The 17,828-nt window shown below is 58.9% G+C and carries 18 protein-coding genes; 6 read left to right on the plus strand and 12 right to left on the minus strand.

Features of this window, described 5'->3' with window-relative positions; genetic code table 11:
- Nucleotides 1–5: 5 nt before the first annotated feature.
- The 3 genes from glpC to glpA are packed head-to-tail and all read right to left on the minus strand — an operon-like array spanning nt 6 to nt 4,112.
- Nucleotides 6–1,205 carry an anaerobic glycerol-3-phosphate dehydrogenase subunit GlpC gene (gene glpC / locus AC2AXP_RS12835; protein ID WP_004957439.1) on the minus strand — a complete coding sequence of 400 codons (1,200 nt, stop codon included), beginning with the start codon at nt 1,203–1,205 and terminating at the stop codon, nt 6–8.
- Complete coding sequence (gene glpB, locus AC2AXP_RS12840) at nt 1,202–2,473, minus strand: glycerol-3-phosphate dehydrogenase subunit GlpB (RefSeq protein ID WP_004957437.1); 1,272 nt, start codon at nt 2,471–2,473, stop codon at nt 1,202–1,204. Before glpB ends, glpC begins: the two co-directional genes overlap by 4 nt.
- Nucleotides 2,463–4,112, minus strand: a complete 1,650-nt coding sequence (gene glpA / locus AC2AXP_RS12845) for an anaerobic glycerol-3-phosphate dehydrogenase subunit A (protein ID WP_088499814.1) — start codon at nt 4,110–4,112, stop codon at nt 2,463–2,465. Before glpA ends, glpB begins: the two co-directional genes overlap by 11 nt.
- A 358-nt stretch (nt 4,113–4,470) precedes the next feature.
- On the opposite strand from glpA, the gene glpT reads away from it, so the two are divergent.
- Nucleotides 4,471–5,823, plus strand: a complete 1,353-nt coding sequence (gene glpT, locus AC2AXP_RS12850; protein WP_004957424.1) for a glycerol-3-phosphate transporter — start codon at nt 4,471–4,473, stop codon at nt 5,821–5,823.
- 76 nt (nt 5,824–5,899) lie between these two features.
- Complete coding sequence (gene glpQ / locus AC2AXP_RS12855) at nt 5,900–6,979, plus strand: glycerophosphodiester phosphodiesterase (RefSeq protein ID WP_039991535.1); 1,080 nt, start codon at nt 5,900–5,902, stop codon at nt 6,977–6,979.
- 29 nt (nt 6,980–7,008) lie between these two features.
- Here glpQ and yigL read toward each other — a convergent pair whose 3' ends face one another.
- Both yigL and pldB read right to left on the minus strand, forming a co-directional pair.
- The gene (gene yigL / locus AC2AXP_RS12860) at nt 7,009–7,809 is read right to left on the minus strand and encodes a sugar/pyridoxal phosphate phosphatase YigL (RefSeq protein WP_004957418.1); all 801 of its coding nucleotides are present in this window, start codon (nt 7,807–7,809) and stop codon (nt 7,009–7,011) included.
- A gap of 11 nt (nt 7,810–7,820) precedes the next feature.
- Complete coding sequence (gene pldB, locus AC2AXP_RS12865) at nt 7,821–8,858, minus strand: lysophospholipase L2 (RefSeq protein WP_004957417.1); 1,038 nt, start codon at nt 8,856–8,858, stop codon at nt 7,821–7,823.
- Between the two features lie 149 nt (nt 8,859–9,007).
- On the opposite strand from pldB, the gene rhtB reads away from it, so the two are divergent.
- Nucleotides 9,008–9,628: a homoserine/homoserine lactone efflux protein gene (gene rhtB, locus AC2AXP_RS12870; protein WP_004957416.1), complete on the plus strand. Its 621-nt coding sequence runs from the start codon at nt 9,008–9,010 to the stop codon at nt 9,626–9,628.
- 64 nt (nt 9,629–9,692) lie between these two features.
- On the opposite strand, the gene rhtC is transcribed toward rhtB, so the two are convergent.
- The 3 genes from rhtC to pldA are packed head-to-tail and all read right to left on the minus strand — an operon-like array spanning nt 9,693 to nt 13,101.
- Complete coding sequence (gene rhtC / locus AC2AXP_RS12875; protein ID WP_004957413.1) at nt 9,693–10,319, minus strand: threonine export protein RhtC; 627 nt, start codon at nt 10,317–10,319, stop codon at nt 9,693–9,695.
- Nucleotides 10,320–10,331: 12 nt separating this feature from the next.
- Nucleotides 10,332–12,164 carry an ATP-dependent DNA helicase RecQ gene (recQ, locus tag AC2AXP_RS12880; RefSeq protein WP_039991532.1) on the minus strand — a complete coding sequence of 611 codons (1,833 nt, stop codon included), beginning with the start codon at nt 12,162–12,164 and terminating at the stop codon, nt 10,332–10,334.
- Between the two features lie 58 nt (nt 12,165–12,222).
- Entirely contained in the window at nt 12,223–13,101 is an 879-nt protein-coding gene (pldA, locus tag AC2AXP_RS12885) for a phospholipase A (protein ID WP_039991531.1), read from the minus strand.
- 203 nt (nt 13,102–13,304) lie between these two features.
- Here pldA and AC2AXP_RS12890 point away from each other — a divergent pair, with 203 nt between their 5' ends.
- Entirely contained in the window at nt 13,305–13,775 is a 471-nt protein-coding gene (locus AC2AXP_RS12890; protein WP_004957407.1) for a thioesterase family protein, read from the plus strand.
- A 64-nt stretch (nt 13,776–13,839) separates the two neighbouring features.
- Nucleotides 13,840–14,727, plus strand: a complete 888-nt coding sequence (gene rarD / locus AC2AXP_RS12895) for an EamA family transporter RarD (RefSeq protein WP_004957406.1) — start codon at nt 13,840–13,842, stop codon at nt 14,725–14,727.
- Here the strand turns inward: rarD and AC2AXP_RS12900 are convergent.
- The 4 genes from AC2AXP_RS12900 to AC2AXP_RS12915 all read right to left on the minus strand — a co-directional run bounded on the left by AC2AXP_RS12900 (nt 14,719) and on the right by AC2AXP_RS12915 (nt 17,316).
- Nucleotides 14,719–15,777: an AbrB family transcriptional regulator gene (locus AC2AXP_RS12900; protein WP_449145502.1), complete on the minus strand. Its 1,059-nt coding sequence runs from the start codon at nt 15,775–15,777 to the stop codon at nt 14,719–14,721. The two genes, rarD and AC2AXP_RS12900, sit on opposite strands and share 9 nt — an antisense overlap.
- Before the next feature lie 163 nt (nt 15,778–15,940).
- Nucleotides 15,941–16,891: a magnesium/cobalt transporter CorA gene (gene corA / locus AC2AXP_RS12905; RefSeq protein ID WP_004957399.1), complete on the minus strand. Its 951-nt coding sequence runs from the start codon at nt 16,889–16,891 to the stop codon at nt 15,941–15,943.
- 163 nt (nt 16,892–17,054) lie between these two features.
- A complete protein-coding gene (gene ysgD / locus AC2AXP_RS12910; protein ID WP_420894630.1) occupies nt 17,055–17,147 on the minus strand; it encodes a YsgD/CorL family protein in 93 nt (30 codons plus the stop codon).
- Nucleotide 17,148: 1 nt separating this feature from the next.
- Nucleotides 17,149–17,316: a hypothetical protein gene (locus AC2AXP_RS12915; RefSeq protein WP_156000351.1), complete on the minus strand. Its 168-nt coding sequence runs from the start codon at nt 17,314–17,316 to the stop codon at nt 17,149–17,151.
- 22 nt (nt 17,317–17,338) lie between these two features.
- On the opposite strand from AC2AXP_RS12915, the gene AC2AXP_RS12920 reads away from it, so the two are divergent.
- Complete coding sequence (locus tag AC2AXP_RS12920; protein ID WP_484381734.1) at nt 17,339–17,812, plus strand: WbuC family cupin fold metalloprotein; 474 nt, start codon at nt 17,339–17,341, stop codon at nt 17,810–17,812.
- The last annotated feature ends 16 nt before the right edge of the window (nt 17,813–17,828 follow it).

A 17,828-nucleotide genomic window follows, 5' to 3' on the forward strand; every position in this document is an offset into this window, starting at 1 on the left:
GCCACTTACGCCAGCGCCTGAGCCAACAGGGTGATCGGGTGTTCACAGCGTTTGCCGGTCGACATTTCAATCTGCCATTTGCAGGTTTCGCAATCGGTTACCACCAAATCTACCCCGCTTTGTTCAATCTGGCGGAACAGCGCCGCGCCAATGCCCTGCGAAGTGTCGTAGTTTTCCGATTTAAAGCCATAGGTGCCGGCAATACCGCAACACTGCGACTCCAATACGATCAGTTCCAGTCCGGGGATCTGCCGCAACAGCTCTAGCGTATAGGCGGTCCAGCCCATTTTTTCCATATGACACGGGGTGTGGTAAGCCACCCGCAGCGGCGTAGGGTTCAGCGGCAGCGTTCTCCCCTGGCTGAGCAGGCGATAAAGGTAGCGCGTCGCCAGTTCCACCCGGTCACGCACCGCGGAGGTGTCGACCTCGAGCAAATGGGGATATTCGTCGCGCAGCGTGAAGGTGCAGCTCGACGAGGTTGCCACCACCGGCATGCCCTGTTCCAGCACCGCATGGCGCAGCGCGTCGGCATTGACGTTGGCCTGCCTTTTCGCCTGTTGGATAAAGCCATTGGCGATCAGCGGCACGCCGCAACACTTCTCACGCTTTAACAGCTGAACGCCGATATCCATCGCGTTGAATACCGCGATCAGATCCTTGCCCAGTTGCGGGTGATTGTAGTTGACGAAACAGCCGTGGAAGAACGCCACTTGCTCACGATACCGCGCCTGCTGCTGCGCCTGCGAGCGATACCAACGGCGGAAGGTGCCGAAAGAATACTTCGGCAACGTGCGCCGGTGATCGATTTTCAGCGCCTTGTCCAGCAGTTTGCGCACCGGCTTCAGGCCGGTAGTGGCGTTGACGATCGGCGCAAACGGCGTCGACAGCGAGCCCATGATATCGGTATGACTGAGAATGGCATCGCGCAGCGTCGGCTTGCTTTGGCTCAAACTGGCGCGCGCACGCTGGATGATATCGCCGATATTGACCTCCGACGGGCAGGCCACTTCGCAGCGCTTACAGTTGGTGCAATATTTCAGCGCTTCGTCATACAGCGCCGGATCCTTCAGTCTCAGGCGTTCACCGTCCGGCCCGGCCTGTTTTGGCCCGGGGTACAGCGGGTTGACCTTGGCCACCGGACAGTAGGTAGTGCAGACGGTGCATTTGATGCAATTTTCAAAACTGTTGTCTTTTGACAGGCTCATGCCGATCCTCCCTGCGCCACAATCTGTTGCGCGACATATAATGCGCCGAGCAACGACACACCGGCGCCGCAGCCTTGTTGCAACGGGTCGTAGCCGCCGGCCACCGCACCAATCGCGTACAGATTTTCCAGCGCCTGGCCCTGATGCAAGGCGCGCAACCGAGCGTCAGTCCGGACGCCAAATTGCAGATACGGCTGAGGCGCAAACAGATCGCGCCGGGTCCACTCGGCGCGATCTGCTTTGCTGAACACCTCCAGCCCGAACACCGGCTCATATACCCGCTGACGATCGGCCACCAGCCCATTGCTGAAAAAGCTGCCGCTGGCCAGCACCACCTGCCGCGCCCGCAGCGGAATATCACCGTGGTTGCGGGTCATCAGGCCGGTGACCCGGCCGCCAGCGATTTCTGCCCGCAATACCCGGTCTCCCGGCATCACCATACCGCCCAGCTGTTGAAAACGTTGTCGTAGCGCCTGATGCAGGCGCATGCCGAGCACCGATGGCGGCAAGGTCGGCAGCAGGCATACCGGTTTACCCAGCGTCTGTTGCAACACCGCCAGCGGCCGATCGCTTTCCAGTCCGAGGCAGGCCGGTAGCAAAACAGCCTGCGCGTCGCCGGCCAGGCGTTGGATTTCCTCTGCCAGCGCCGCACCGTGCTGCGGTAAGTCGAGCAGTCGGGCAATATTCACCGCACGAAACTCGCTGGGATTATTGCGTAGCCGATCCAACGCCGGCAGATGCAGATGACCTACCGTGGCATGCACGCCTAACGACTGTGACAGCGAACTGGCGACCATTTGCGGCTGGAAATCGAGAAAACCCTCGATGCCGATCGCCGCGATACTGCGCCAGGGCAGATCGCCATCCAACGGCGTGGTCGGCACCGCCTGCGGGCTGAGCCAGGTGGCGCGGCGCGTGCCGAGCGGCGTAATGCGCAGATGATTACGCCGGCTGTCACCGTACAACCGAAGACCACAGCGTTGCAGCAACCGCTCAGCCTCTCCCGCCAGCGTGGCGACCTGCGCCGCCCCCATCAGGCTGTAAGGATGTTGCGGCGCCTGCTGCGCCAACGCCGGCAGTGCTTCCAGCGGTGCCGCCACCGGCGTACCGTCCGGCAGTTGCGCCAACAGATCCAGCGAACCAGAGGAAAAATATAGCGCGCTCTGACCCGAGCTGACCACCACGCAGCGCTTACCGCTTTCGGCCAGGCCAACGGCACAGCTTAAGCCAGCCAGACCACCACCGATCACAACCACATCAAATTGCATCGTCCGCCTCCTGCTTAGCGTCGCCGCGTGCGTCCAGTCCGCATAATCCCTGATAGACCCAGCCGGTGAACTCGCTTTCACGCAGCGCATCGCCCCAGGCTATGGGTTGCACCCCTTTCCAACGCTCATTGAGGAAATGCGATAACTGGGTGAGCGATTGCTGCGGCGTGGTGACGTTGAAACGCGTCAGTAATCCCGCGGCACGACAGGCGCACAGTTCGCCCTGACAGGTCCCCATACCGACGCGGGTACGGCGGCGCAGATCGACCAGATTGTTCACCGTCAGCGAATCGACCGCATAGCGCACTTCGCCGGCGGTCACCGCTTCGCATTCACAGACCAGACTGTTGGCCAGCCGGTCGCCGGCCGGTACCTGGCTGGCGCGATCGCCATGTCGATAGACAGCCGAGCCGCGAATACTCGCCGGCAGCGCCACCACGCGGCGAACGGTTTCCTCTGCCGACTGGCGCGAGCCGGGCAGCGCATCCTGTGCGGTGGTACAGGGGGGAGCAACGCCCAGTTTTTTGCACACCGCGTCGGTGGCCCACTCCGCCATCAGCCGGTAGGTCATCAGCTTGCCGCCGGTAATGGTAATAAAACCCTCCAGACCGTCGCGGGCGGCATGATCCAGCAGCACGATACCGCGACTGACGTTGCGGCCCGACGGATCGTCGTCGCTGGCCACCAGCGGTCGCACGCCGGCATAGGCGCGTAAAATGCGGGTTTGTGCCAGCGTCGGCGCCAGCAGTGCCCCTTCACGCAGCAGGATGTCCACTTCCTGTGGCGTCACCGCCATGTTGTCTATCTGATCGTAATCGATGTGGGTTGAGGTGGTGCCAATCAGCGAAATGGTATCACCCGGCACCAGGATGTCGGCGTCTGCCGGCTTGCGGCAGCGGTTGATCACCATGTTGTTGATGCGATGGCCCAGGATCAGCAAGGCGCCCTTGGCCGGGAACATGCGCACGCGCAGATCGGCGTACTCGGCAATTTGCTGGCCCCAGATTCCGGCGGCGTTAACCACCACCTCGGCGCGAATTTCATACTGCCGACGATTTTTATGGTCGTAAACGCGCACGCCGTTAACGCGATCGCCCATGCGCAGTAAGCCGATCACCTGATGATAGGTCAGGATCTGTGCGCCATGCTCGCGCGCATCCAGCATATTGGCGGCGGTCAGGCGAAACGGGTCAACGGTGCCATCCGGCACTTTCACCGCGCCGATCAGCGCCGGATTAGCGGCCGGTTCCAGGCGCAGCGCTTCACCAGGGTCAATGGCTTCGGCGTTTATCCCGGCGCGTTGACAGGCGGCGATAAACGTCTGCTGATAGGTCAGCGAATCCTGCGGCAAGGTGATGAACAGACCGTTGCTGGGTTCAATACAGTGGTGGGCGATACGTTTGAGAATGCGGTTTTCCTCGATGCATTCACGCGCCGACTCACCGTCGGTAACCGCGTAGCGCGCCCCGCTGTGCAGCAGTCCATGATTTCGCCCGGTCGCGCCGGTGGCAATATCATGGCGCTCCAGCAATAGGCAGCGCAGGCCGCGGCGCGCGCAGTCGCGAGCGATCCCTGCGCCGGTAGCGCCGCCGCCGATAATGATCACATCCGTTTCGCTCACCGCTGAACTGTTGCTCATCCACCCTTCCCCAGATTGCCGGTTTGGCGCTATTGAGCCACAGTCAGTGCGGTCTTTGTTTGATAAGGAACAATAACGAACCTAAAACGAAAGAAAAATGTCCATAAAAAACCATGATTGTGATCATCATCACGACTTTTTTAGGTTTTTCTATTTCATAACGTTAACGAATCGCTCAAAATCCGCCGCAGTTTCATAAAAGTGTAACAATTGCGCCATGCATCACAGAGCCATCCAGGGGTTTTGACTAGCATGACGTTCGTTATGGAACAAAAAACGACACATTGATATCCGCTCAATCATCCCGCCATCTTTTCTGCCCGGGATGCAATAAACGATAAAGCCATCGGAGGCGTTCATGTTGAGTATTTTCAAGCCAGCTGCACACATTTCCCGTGTGCCGCTCGATAAGGTAGATCCGCTCTACCGCAAATTGCGCTGGCAAATTTTTCTGGGGATCTTCTTCGGCTACGCCGCATACTATCTGGTGCGTAAAAACTTTACCCTGGCGATGCCTTATCTGATCGATCAGGGCTTCAGCCGTGGCGATCTGGGCTTCGCACTGTCCGGTATTTCCATTGCCTACGGTTTTTCCAAGTTCATCATGGGTTCGGTTTCCGACCGCTCCAACCCACGGGTGTTCCTGCCGGCCGGCCTGATTCTGGCCGCTGCCGTGATGCTGTTCATGGGCTTCGTGCCCTGGGCGACCTCAAGCATTGCCGTGATGTTCGTGCTGCTGTTCCTCTGTGGCTGGTTCCAGGGCATGGGGTGGCCGCCGTGTGGCCGTACCATGGTGCACTGGTGGTCGCAAAAAGAACGCGGCAGTATCGTTTCGGTGTGGAACTGCGCCCATAACGTTGGCGGGGGCTTGCCACCGTTGCTGTTCCTGCTGGGGATGGCCTGGTTCAACGACTGGCACGCTGCGCTGTACATGCCGGCCTTCGGTGCGATTCTGGTGGCCTTGATCGCCTTTGCGCTGATGCGTGATACGCCGCAGTCCTGTGGGCTGCCGCCGATCGAAGAGTACAAAAACGACTACCCGGACGACTATTCGGAAAAAGCGGAAGAAGAGCTGACCGCCAAGCAAATCTTCATGCAGTATATTTTGCCGAACAAACTGCTGTGGTACATCGCCGTCGCCAACGTGTTCGTGTATCTGCTGCGTTACGGCATTCTGGACTGGTCGCCGACCTACCTGAAGGAAGTGAAGCACTTCGCGCTGGATAAATCGTCCTGGGCCTACTTCCTGTATGAATACGCCGGTATTCCGGGCACGCTGCTGTGCGGCTGGATGTCGGACAAGGTGTTCAAGGGTAATCGCGGCGCTACCGGCGTGTTCTTTATGACACTGGTGACCATCGCCACCATCATTTACTGGCTCAATCCGGTCGGCAACCCAGGCATCGATATGGCATGCATGATCACCATCGGCTTCCTGATCTATGGCCCGGTGATGCTGATTGGCCTGCACGCGCTGGAGCTGGCACCGAAAAAAGCCGCCGGCACCGCCGCTGGCTTCACTGGACTGTTCGGTTATCTGGGCGGCTCGGTCGCGGCCAGCGCCATCGTCGGCTATACCGTTGACTTCTTCGGTTGGGATGGCGGCTTTATGGTGATGATCGGCGGCAGCATCGGTGCAGTATTACTGCTGCTGCTGACCATGATCAGCGAAAGAAAACACCACGCGGCCATTGCAGCCAAACGCGGTTAACCGTCACAGAAATAACGCATTATATCAAGGCCGCTCTGCGGCCTTTTTACTACCCTGCCCACTCATGGAGAAGATTATGCGGACTCATGTCAAAGCCCTGCTGACAGGGATCATGTTAGCGACGTCGATCGGCGGTATCGCCCAGGCTGCCGACAAGGTGGTGATCGCCCACCGTGGCGCCAGCGGCTACCTGCCAGAGCACAGCCTGCCGGCAAAAGCCATGGCCTATGCCCAGGGCGCCGATTTCCTCGAGCAGGATCTGGTGATGACCAGGGACGACCAACTGGTGGTGCTGCATGACCACTATCTCGATCGGGTCACCGACGTGGCGCAACGCTTCCCGGATCGCGCACGCAAAGACGGTCGTTACTACGCCATCGACTTTACGCTGGCGGAAATCAAGTCGCTGAAGTTCAGCGAAGGCTTTGACATCAAGGACGGTAAGCAGGTACAGAGCTACCCGGGCCGTTTTCCGATGGGCAAGTCGGACTTCCGCGTGCATACCTTCCAGGAAGAAATCGAATTCGTACAGGGACTGAATCACTCCACCGGCAAGAACATCGGCATTTACCCGGAAATCAAGGCGCCGTGGTTCCACCGGCAGGAAGGCAAGGACATTTCCAGCAAGGTGCTGGCGGTATTGAAGCAATACGGTTACACCGGCAAGAACGACAACGTGTATTTGCAATGCTTCGATGCCAACGAGCTCAAACGCATCAAGAACCAGCTGGAACCGAAGATGGGTATGGATCTGAAGCTGGTGCAGCTGATCGCCTATACCGACTGGAACGAGACTTACGAGCAAAAGGCCGATGGCAGCTGGGTCAACTACGATTATGACTGGATGTTCAAGCCGGGGGCAATGAAGCAGATCGCCCAGTACGCCGATGGTATCGGGCCGGACTATCACATGCTGGTAAACGCCGATCTTTCCAAACCTGGCCACGTCGTGCTGACCGACATGGTGAAAGAGGCGCACGCCAGCAAGCTGGCAGTGCATCCGTTTACCATTCGCGCCGACGCGCTGCCGAAATACGTTACCGACGTAAACCAGTTGTACCAGGTGATTTACAACCAGGCCGGCGTTGACGGCGTCTTCACCGACTTCCCGGACAAGGGCGTGCAGTTCCTGCAAAAACAGGGGCAGCATCAATAAAAAAACGGGGCGCTTTGGCGCCCCGGCTATTAGCGCAGAAACATCTCGCGCAGATAGTGCGGCACCGCGTCGTCAATATTGGAACCGATCACTTCCAACTGCGGCAGCTTGTCTTTCAGGCGCTGATGCGCGTCGCGCATGATGCAGCCCTTGCCTGCCATCGACAGCATTTCCAAATCGTTCATTCCATCGCCAAACGCAATGCACTCCTTCAGCGAATAGCCGATGATCTTCGCCACTTCTTCCAGTGCATGGCCCTTCGACACGCCGCCGGCCATCACTTCCAGACAGGTCGGGAACGAAAAGCTGACGTTGACCCGGTCGCCCCAGCGCGCATTGATGGCATCTTCCAGCGTCAGCAACTTGTCATGATCGTCACAGGTGTAATACACCTTGCATACCCCATCGGTCTCCAGCAGGCCCGGCTCAAACAGCTGGTACTTGAAGACCGATTCGCGGAAGAACTCTTTTTGCTCCGGGCTTTCGCGGTCGATAAACCAGTCGTCGTTGCGATAAACGTTGGTGGTGATATCCGGATCGTTGTACTTCATCCCATACAGATCGCGCGCAATATCACTGTCCAGATTGTGGCTGAAGATCAGTTCACCGGCGGTGTTATGCACCCGCGCGCCGTTGGAGGTGATCATAAAGGCGCTGATCTCAAGGTTGTCGCGGATCTGCGAAACGTCGATGTGATGGCGGCCGGTAGCGAAAACAAAGTGAACGCCTCGCTGGGTCAGCAGCTTCAGGGTCTCTTTGGCGTAAGGCGACAGCGTATGGTCGGGGGATAGCAGCGTGCCATCCAAATCGGAAGCGACGACGTGATACATAGCGTTATGTTCTAACCTCTGATGGAGTTGTCGGCGGTAGGGTTACCACCTAAGTGTTGAGCAAAGAAACGCAGGATTGCGTTCAGTGCTTCGGCGCGCATCGCGTCCCGCTCAAACAGGATCTCATGGCGAGCGCCGTTGATAACCCGCGGTTTCTCCCCCTCGCAAGGGTGCCCCGCGTCTGACAATGCCTGACAAAAAGCCCGATGGGAACGGTTGTCGACCACCCGATCCTCGCTGGCTTGCAATAATAAGAGTGGCGTGGTGATCTGCGCTGCGCCGGCAATCGCCTGTTGCCCGGCCAGTATACTTTCCCGCACCCAGTGGTAGGTCGGCCCACCCAACTGTAGCTCGGGATAATCGGCATAATAGCGTACCGCGCGCCGATAGCGCTCGCGACTGTGGGTCAGCATGTTGACCACGTACGGCAATGGCCGCCACTGGCCGGTACCGACCGCATAGTAATCACGGATGCCGGGGTGTTTTTCCGCCCAGTTGAGGATGCGGCTCGCCATCCAGCCCGGCATCGGTAATATAATACCGAACATCGGCGCGCACAGCGCGGCTGCGTCAAACGCCTGCGGCTGGCGAGCCAAAAACTGAGCCAGTATCGCGCCCCCCATCGAATGCGCCAACGCAACCCGTTGCCGATAGCCGAGCGGTGCCACTTCCTGCTGGTAAAAACGGCTGAAATCCTCAACGTAATCGGCAAAGTTTACCACATGACCACGGTGGGGATCCGCCAGTAAACGGCCGGAACGCCCCTGACCACGGTGGTCGAGGATCATCACATCGTAACCGCAGTGAAACAGATCGTAGGCGACTTCCGGATATTTAACGTAGCTTTCAATGCGGCCGGGGCTGATCACCACCACCCGCTGATGACGCGAAGAACTGAAACGCACAAAGCGGATCGGCACGCCGCCCACGCCGCTGAACTCGCCCTCTTGGCGTTGCCGCCAGAAATCCAGCAATGGCCCGGTCGCAAAAGCGGCAAAGTGCGTTTCGCGGGTTAACCATTCATCAGGGCTGAGTATAAACGACGTCATGAAATGCGGTTTCCTTCACTCGCCAAACGCAGCGCATTGTGGCCTATGGCGTAAAAAATCATACTCGCGTATTGTGATGCACATCTTACAAAAAGTGACGCAATACCGGCGTATTGTGGCATAAAACGGCGCTTTGAGGGAGTTTCGCAATGACCGTAGACTGGTGGCTGACCTATCTGGTCACCACGATTATCCTCAGTTTGTCCCCCGGTTCGGGTGCCATCAACACCATGAGCACCGGCATCAGTCACGGTTATCGCGGCGCAGCGGCTTCCATTGCCGGGTTGCAGCTCGGGCTGAGCATCCACATTGTGCTGGTCGGCATCGGGCTCGGCGCGCTGATTTCACAGTCACTACTGGCGTTCGAAATGTTGAAATGGCTTGGCGCCGCTTATCTGGTATGGCTCGGCATCCAGCAGTGGCGCGCCGCCGGTGCGCTGGATCTGCATACGCTGGCCGGCAGCATGCCGCGCCGTCGTTTGTTCCGCCGCGCGGTGCTGGTCAACCTGACCAACCCGAAGAGCATCGTGTTTCTGGCCGCGCTGTTCCCGCAGTTTATCCTGCCCAATCAGCCGCAGGCCGAGCAGTACCTGGTGCTCGGCGTCACCACCGTGGTGGTGGATATCCTGGTCATGATCGGCTATGCCACGCTGGCCACGCGTATCGCCCGCTGGCTGAAGACGCCGCGCCAGATGCAGTTGCTCAACCGCATCTTTGGCTCGCTGTTCATTCTGGTGGCGGGACTGCTGGCGACCGCCAGAAAGGTCTGACAAGGTGACAAACAGGCGAGTGGCCGCGGCGCCAAAGCCCGCACGCCCCGCCCGATAACACGGCCTAGCGGGTAAAGATCAGGTGCAAGCCAAATCCGGTGAACAACACCCCCGCCAGCCCGTCGATCCATTTCGCCAGTCGCTGATAGCCACGGCGCATCGCCGGCAGCGCAAACACCACGGCGACCAGACTGAACCAGACAAAGGTTTCAGCCACAATCAGCAGGAACAGCCCCCAGCGCGCGCCAGCGCCGACGTCGTCGCCGACAAACAGCGAGAACACGCTGCCGAAGTAAATCACCGCCTTCGGGTTGGACAGGTTGGTCAGCAGGCCGCGGATAAAGCTGCGGCCAGGTTTTGGTAACGCCACCTGAACCTCGCTGCTGGCCGTTGGCCCGGCGTTTTGCGCGCGGGCAGAGCGCAGCAGTTGCCAGCCCATCCAGCACAGGTAAATCCCGCCGCCGACCATGATGACCTGATGCAGCCAGGCCATTTTCTGCAGGATCAGGTGCAGCCCCATCAGCGCCACGCCGGCCCAGACCACAATGCCCAGCGAAATACCGAGCACCCCCATCATCGCTTCGCGACGGGAGCGGCTGGCCGCAGTCTGGGAGACAAAAAAGAAATCCGGCCCCGGACTCATCAGCGCAATCAGGTGCACCAGCGCCACCGTCAGAAACAGCATCAGCATTTTCAGTGATTCCTAGTCGTCGTCATTATCGAGATGGTCGCGGATCATCGCCATAAACGGCGAACCAAAGCGCTCCAGTTTGCGTTGCCCTACTCCGTTGACGCTGAGCAGTTCACTGGCCTTGGTCGGCATCTGCTCGGCCATTTCCAGCAGCGTGGTATCGTTGAACACCACGTAGGGCGGAATGTTTTCTTCGTCGGCAATAGATTTGCGCAGCTTGCGCAATTTGGCAAACAGTTTGCGATCGTAGTTGCCGCCGTAGGTTTTCTGACTGCCGCCGCTGCGCGGCTTCAGGCTCTGAATTCGTGGCACTGCCAGTTGCAACGGCACTTCACCGCGCAGCACCGGGCGCGCGGCTTCGGTGAGCTGTAGCGCCGAGTGCAGGGCAATATTTTGCGTAATGAAGCCCAGATGAATCAGTTGGCGCAGTACGCTGGTCCAGTGTTCGGTAGTGTGATCGCGGCCAATGCCGTACACCGGCAATTTGTCGTGGCCGAACTCGCGAATGCGCTGGTTGTTGGAACCACGCAGTACTTCGACCACGTAGCCGATGCCGAACCGCTGTCCAACGCGGCCAATCGCTGATAGCGCCTTGCGCGCATCCTCCAGTCCGTCGTAGCGTTTTGGTGGATCGAGACAAATATCGCAGTTACCGCAGGCCTGCTGCTTGCCTTCGCCAAAGTAGTTCAACAACACCAGACGACGACAGGTTTGCGCCTCGGCAAACGCGCTCATTGCGTTCAGCTTATGCCGTTCAATGTCCAGTTGCTGGCCGGCCGGTTTTTCCTCCAGACAGCGACGCAACCAGGCCATATCGGCCGGGTCGTATAACAGAATGGCTTCCGCCGGTAAGCCGTCGCGCCCGGCGCGGCCGGTTTCCTGATAATAGGATTCGATGTTGCGAGGAATGTCAAAATGCACCACAAAGCGCACGTTGGGCTTGTTGATCCCCATGCCAAAGGCGACGGTGGCTACCACCACCTGCAAATCATCACGCTGGAACGCCTCTTGCACCTGGGCACGGCGCTCGTTGTCCAGCCCGGCATGGTATGCCGCAACGCTCAGACCGCGGCTTTGCAGGCGCGCGGTGGTGTCTTCCACCTTGGCGCGGCTGTTGCAATAAATGATGCCGCTTTTGCCGCGCTGATCCTGCACAAAGCGCCAAAGCTGGTCGAGCGGCTTGAACTTCTCCACCAGCGTGTAGCGGATGTTCGGTCGGTCGAAGCTGCTGACCTGCACCAACGGATCGTGCAGCGCCAGCAGGCGGGTAATGTCGCCGCGTGTCGCCTCGTCGGCGGTGGCGGTCAGGGCAATAACCGGCATCGTGGGGAAGCGCTGCTTCAACTGGCCAAGCGCCCGGTATTCCGGGCGGAAATCGTGCCCCCACTGCGAAATGCAGTGCGCTTCGTCCACCGCCAGCAGTGCCGGTTGGCAATGGTCGAGCAGGTCGAGGAAGCTGTCCATCATCAGCCGTTCGGGGGCGATATACAGCAGCTTCACATCGCCGCGGCGGCAACCGGCCATCACCTCAAGCTGCTGCTCGCGCGTCTGGGTAGAGTTGTAGCAGGCCGCAGACACCCCATAGGCCAGCAATTGGTCGACCTGATCCTTCATCAACGAAATCAACGGGGAAACCACCAGCGTCAGCCCGTCCATCACCAGCGCCGGGATTTGGTAGCATAACGATTTACCGCCGCCGGTCGGCATCACCACCAGGCAGTCCTGCCCGTTGATAGCCGCATTGATAATCGTTTGTTGTCCCGGACGGAATTGCTGATAGCCGAAGGTGTCACGTAACACCTGTTCTGCCAGCAACTCTCTGTTTATCACTGCTGCGGTAGACACACACTTCCCCATTTTTATCGCAGCGGCGCATCAACGCACCGCTTTTATGACTGCCAGATTACATAATATCGTTAAGCATGACACCAACGCCAACCCGTGTCTGCCGGAAGTTGTAGTCGATCAGCGATTCGCCGTAACCGCTGAACACCTGGGTGTAGAAGCGCACGTGCTTGGTAATCGGGTAACTCCAGCCCAGTTCCGCGCCGCCGAAACCGCTGTTCCAGTTATAATGGCCGTCAACGCTGAACACGCTGTCACCCCAGGCATAACCCACCTTCAGGCGGTAATAGCCCATGTACTTGGTGATGTCCGGGTTATCGTCGCTGCTGGCGCTTTCCGAAAAGCGCAGCCACGGTTTAACGTCCACCTGCCAGTTGCCGTTTTGCGCCATCAGGCGCGCATAGGCGCGGTTCCAACTGCGGGAGGTGGGCTCCGAACGGCCGTTGGACTGATGGTTGAGGCCGATTTCCACGTCGCGCAGCGTCCAGCCGGCGAAGCTGTAATCGGTCGCCCAGCCAAGGAACACCTGCGGTTCGTAGTTGGTTTCACGGAACGGCGAAGACTGGCCGCTGTTGGATAACTGCCACCACGAGCGCTGAGTATAGGACGCACCGAGCACCGAGTTTTCACCGGCAATGCCGCGCCACAGCGGGAACGCCAGGCTGAGCTGGAACTTCACCTCGTCCTTGCGCGCTTTATCCGACCAGTTGTAGGTTTCGATGGCTTCTTTGTTGAGATCGCTGGTATCGGTGTACAACACATAGTTGGTATCGTATGGATACAGCGTGAACGGATTATCGTGTGATTGCAGCATGTTGGCGATAATGCTGCCGCGTACTGCCGGTTTATCATGTATTTCTTGTTCTTTGGCTTCTTCGGCCTGCACCAGCGTCGGCGCCAACAGCATCGCCAAAATAACCCCTGACAGAATGCGCATAACTTCATCACTCCAGCAAAATAAAAACATACCCTGAAAGAAAAAACAGGCCATTTTACACACAAAGCGCGCTTTACAGCAGTGCGGAATGCTTTTATTGGATTAGTCTGGAAAGCAACAAAGGTTAAGCATAAAATCAACAAACCATTAACCTGGACTGACCAGTAGCTTATACCGTCAAACCAACAAGAAGAATCAATGCCATGTCGACCACACCTCTTACCCTGGAAGCCGCCCGCCAGAAGATCGGCGAAATCTTTGTTTATCACATGCCGTTCAACCGCGAACTGGGGTTGGAACTGCGGCGTTTTGACGATGACTGCGTGGAGCTGACCTTCACCAATCAGGCCAAACTGGTGGGCAACGCCGCCCAGCGTATCCTGCACGGCGGGGTGATCGCCTCGGTGCTCGACGTCGCCGCCGGACTGGCCTGCGTCGGCAGCGTGCTGATGCGACAGGATCCGCTGATAGAACAAGAGCTGGCCGCACGTCTGGCGCGCATGGGCACCATCGACCTGCGGGTGGACTATCTGCGTCCTGGCCGCGGTGAGCATTTCGTCGCCTCCGCCACGGTATTGCGCAGCGGCAATAAGGTGGCGGTAGCCCGCGTCGAACTGCACAACCACGACGGCCTGCATATCGCCAGCGCCACCGCCACGTATCTGGTGGGATGATTGTGCCTGGTGAGTGACTTCAGTACACTCACCACATCTTCGGTTTTACCTTCAGAGTAACGTCATGGACGCACAACAGACGCGGCAGGGCATCTTCTTTGCTCTGGCCGCCTATTTTATTTGGGGCATCGCCCCGGTGTATTTCAAACTGATCCAGCAGGTGCCGGCCGACGAGATCCTGACCCATCGGGTGATCTGGTCGTTCTTCTTTATGCTGGGGTTGATTTCGCTCGGCCATAACTGGAAGAAGGTGCGCGCCGCCTGCCAAAACCGCAAACGCCTGCTGTTGCTGGCGCTGACCGCGGTGCTGATCGGCGGCAACTGGCTGTTGTATATCTGGGCGGTGAATAACCATCATATGCTGGAAGCCAGCCTCGGCTACTTTATCAACCCGCTGGTCAACGTGCTGCTGGGCATGCTGTTTCTTGGCGAGCGTTTCCGCCGTATGCAATGGGTTGCGGTGGCGCTGGCGTTTACCGGTGTGCTGGTGCAGCTCTGGCAGTTTGGTTCGCTACCGATTATCGGACTGGGGCTGGCGTTCAGCTTTGCGTTCTACGGCCTGCTGCGCAAGAAAATCGCCATCGACGCGCAAACCGGCATGCTGATCGAAACCCTGTGGCTGCTGCCGGTCGCGGCGGTGTATCTGTTCGTTATCGCCGACAGTGCAACCAGCCACCTCACTGCCAATCCCTGGTCGCTGAACCTGCTGCTGGTCGCGGCTGGCATCATCACCACCGTGCCGTTGCTGTTCTTCACCGCCGCCGCGACCCGGCTACGGCTGTCGACGCTGGGTTTCTTTCAATACCTCGGTCCAACGTTGATGTTCCTGCTGGCGGTGACCTTCTACGACGAAACCATCGGCCAGGACAAACTGGTGACCTTCGGCTTTATCTGGGCGGCGCTGCTGCTGTTCATCCTCGACGCCCTGTATACCCAACGCCGGTTACGTTGATGCCGGCGCGGCGCGGTTGGAGATAAACCGCGCCATCGCCGGGCCGGTCAGCAGAATGGTAAACAACCGCAACGTCTGCATCGCCATCACGAAAGACATATCCACCCGGCTACCCGCCGCAATAATCGCCACCGTGTCCAACCCTCCCGGGCTGGTGGCAAGATAGGCGGTCATGATATCCACCGGCAGGAACCAGGTCAGCATCCACGCTAGCAGGCCGCAAAACAGCATCAATGCCACAATCGACACCACCATTTGCGGCAACGTGCGCAACGCCAGTAAAAAGATCGGCCGGGTAAAACGCAAACCGACGCTCCAGCCAATCAGGGTATAGGCCAGAGCCAGCAGCCATTCGGGGATCTGCAACGCCATCACGCCGCTCGAGTGCAGCGTTGCGCCAACCATCATCGGCAACAGCAGCGCGCCGGAAGGAATACGCAGGCGCGGCCCCAGCCAGGCACCGCCGGCCGCTACCGCCAGCGTTGCGATGAAACGCCAGTCGAGCGGCGGAAACCAGACCAGCGTTGCACTGCCCTGTCCGGCGTCATCCCCCAGCCCGATGCGCGCCACCGCCGCCGCCGCGGTGGCGACAAACAGCACCCGCAGGTATTGCATAAACGCCACCAGCCGTACGTCGGCGCCAAAATCGCCGGCCATCGCCACCATTGCCGACGCCCCGCCGGGTGACGCGCCCCAGGCGCCGGTCGAACCGGGCAAATCGCTGAAACGCACCAGACACCAACCGGAAACGCCGCTGGCCAGCAGCGTGGCGATCAACACCAGCAGTACCAGCGGCCAGTCGGCAAACAGCGGCGTGAGAATGGCGGGCGAGAGGCTTTGCGCAATCATGCAGCCCAACACCGCCTGAGCGGCGATAAATAGCGGCGCGGGAATGCGCACTGAGGCACCAAGCAACCCCATCGCTACGCCGACGATCATCGGGCCCAGTAATAAAGCGGCGGGAATATGAAATGTTTGCAGGCCAAAGCCCAGCGCCAGCGACGCCAGCAGCAGGATCAGCCATTGCACTACAGCGGGGAACCTCGCCATGAAAACGTATGCCTTAAATCAGTACGCAGGCAACTATCTTAGCAGGCGAACAATCGCAAATCACTGACAACGCTTTGCCGCCGGCATCAAGCGGGCAGCCCCCGAGCGGAGGCGCCATCGAAAGGTGTGCGCGCCACCGCGGGGCGACCGGTTGGCGTTACGGTTACAGCCAGTTCCTGCGTTTGAAGTACAGATACGGGGCCAGACCGGCCAGGATCATCAGGCCAATCGCCCCCGGATAGCCAAACGACCACTTCAGTTCCGGCATAAATTCGAAGTTCATGCCGTAGCTGGACGCCACCAGCGTTGGCGGCAGGAATACCACCGAGACTACCGAGAAAATCTTGATAATGCGGTTCTGTTCGATATTGATAAAGCCCATCGCCGCCTGCATCAGGAAGTTGACCTTCTGGAACAGCGATTCGTTGTGCGGCAGCAAGGATTCGATATCGCGCAGCACTTCACGCGCCTGCTCCAGCTGGCCGGTTGGCAACCGCGCCTTGCGCACCAGGAAGTTCAGCGCGCGCTGGGTATCCATCAGACACAGGCGCACTTTCCAACCGATGTCTTCCAGCTCTGCCAGCGTCGACAGCGCTGCATCATATTCATCACCCTGATGACCTTCCATGATCACCCGGCTAAGCTTTTCCAGATCGCTGTAGATGTTTTCGATCTCGTCTGCCAACTGTTCGATTTTGGTTTCAAACAGATCCAGCAGCAGCTCGTAAGCGTTGCCGTCAACCATCATCTGGTTGCGAGCGCGCATGCGGTACAGCCGAAACGCCGGCAGTTCCCGTTCGCGCAGGGTATATAAACGGCCGTCGCGGATGGTGAAGGCCACGGTGGAGTTGCCGGCATGGTCTTCGGCATCCTCGAAATAGAAGAAGGAGTGAATGTGCAAACCATCTTCGTCTTCGAAGAAACGCGCAGAGGCTTCGATGTCATCCAGCTCCGGCCGGGTCGCCAGGCTCTGGCCCAGCTCATTCTGCACGCGGTCGCGCTCGCCTTCTTCCGGTTCGACCAAATCCACCCACAGCGAGGTGGTCAGGTCTTCGGCGTCATCCAGTTCCAGACGGGATAAGCGGCTGTTATCTAATTTGAAAGCGCTTAGCATGTGCCAAAACTCCCTTATGATGGGGGGCAGACAACGCGTTGAAGCACAGAAACCGAGGGGGATAATGGCCCGCTCGTTTCAGACCATGTACAGATCTGACTCAGAGCGACACACAAAGGGGGTCGCCGACAACCACGAAGGCCATCAGCAGAATGGGATAGCCTTAGAAGTTGTACCTGTTGAAATCCAGGTCAATGAGCCAGTATCTACTGGGTGTGTCCAAGGCGAATGTCCTCATTATTAATCGTGCGCGCATGTTACGCCGAGAAGAAAAAGCCTGTCAACACGTTAGACAGGATAATCGCGCAACAATTCACCGCGATGACAGGGCGGTGAAAACTGTGGTTCAACCGCAGATAAACGCCGGCGGGAAAGCGGCGCTTATCGCTGGCCGCGGCGAGGGAAATTGCTAAAATCAGCGCCACATTTTGCCTGCGGATTGAACCGATGAAACTGATTACCGTTGCTGATTTGAATGCCATGAGCGAACAGGCGGCGCAATTGCCGCGCCTGCGCAGCCACCGCACGTTGCATGACGCGTTAGCCGATCCGGTACAGCGGCTGGCCATCGCCATGGAGCCGGGCACCTATATCCGCCCGCACCGCCACCCGCATACCTGGGAACTGCTGATGCCGTTGCGCGGTCGCTTCGTGGTGCTACAGTTCGATAACGGCGGCACGGTGACCCAGCGCACGCTGCTGAGCGGCGAAAACAGAGTATTGGAAATGCCTGCCGGCACCTGGCATGCGGTGCTGTCTCTCGACGCGGGCGGCGTGATTTTTGAAGTCAAACAGGGGCCGTATCAACCGCTGTCGGAGGCGGACTGTATGCCATGGGCGCCGCCCGAAGGCGGCGACGGCGTGGATGAGCTAATGCGTTGGTACGCCAGCGCGCAACTGGGTGAGCACTACACACGCTGACGCCGTCGCGGCCGCC

This window comes from Serratia sp. Sp408, assembly GCF_057180665.1.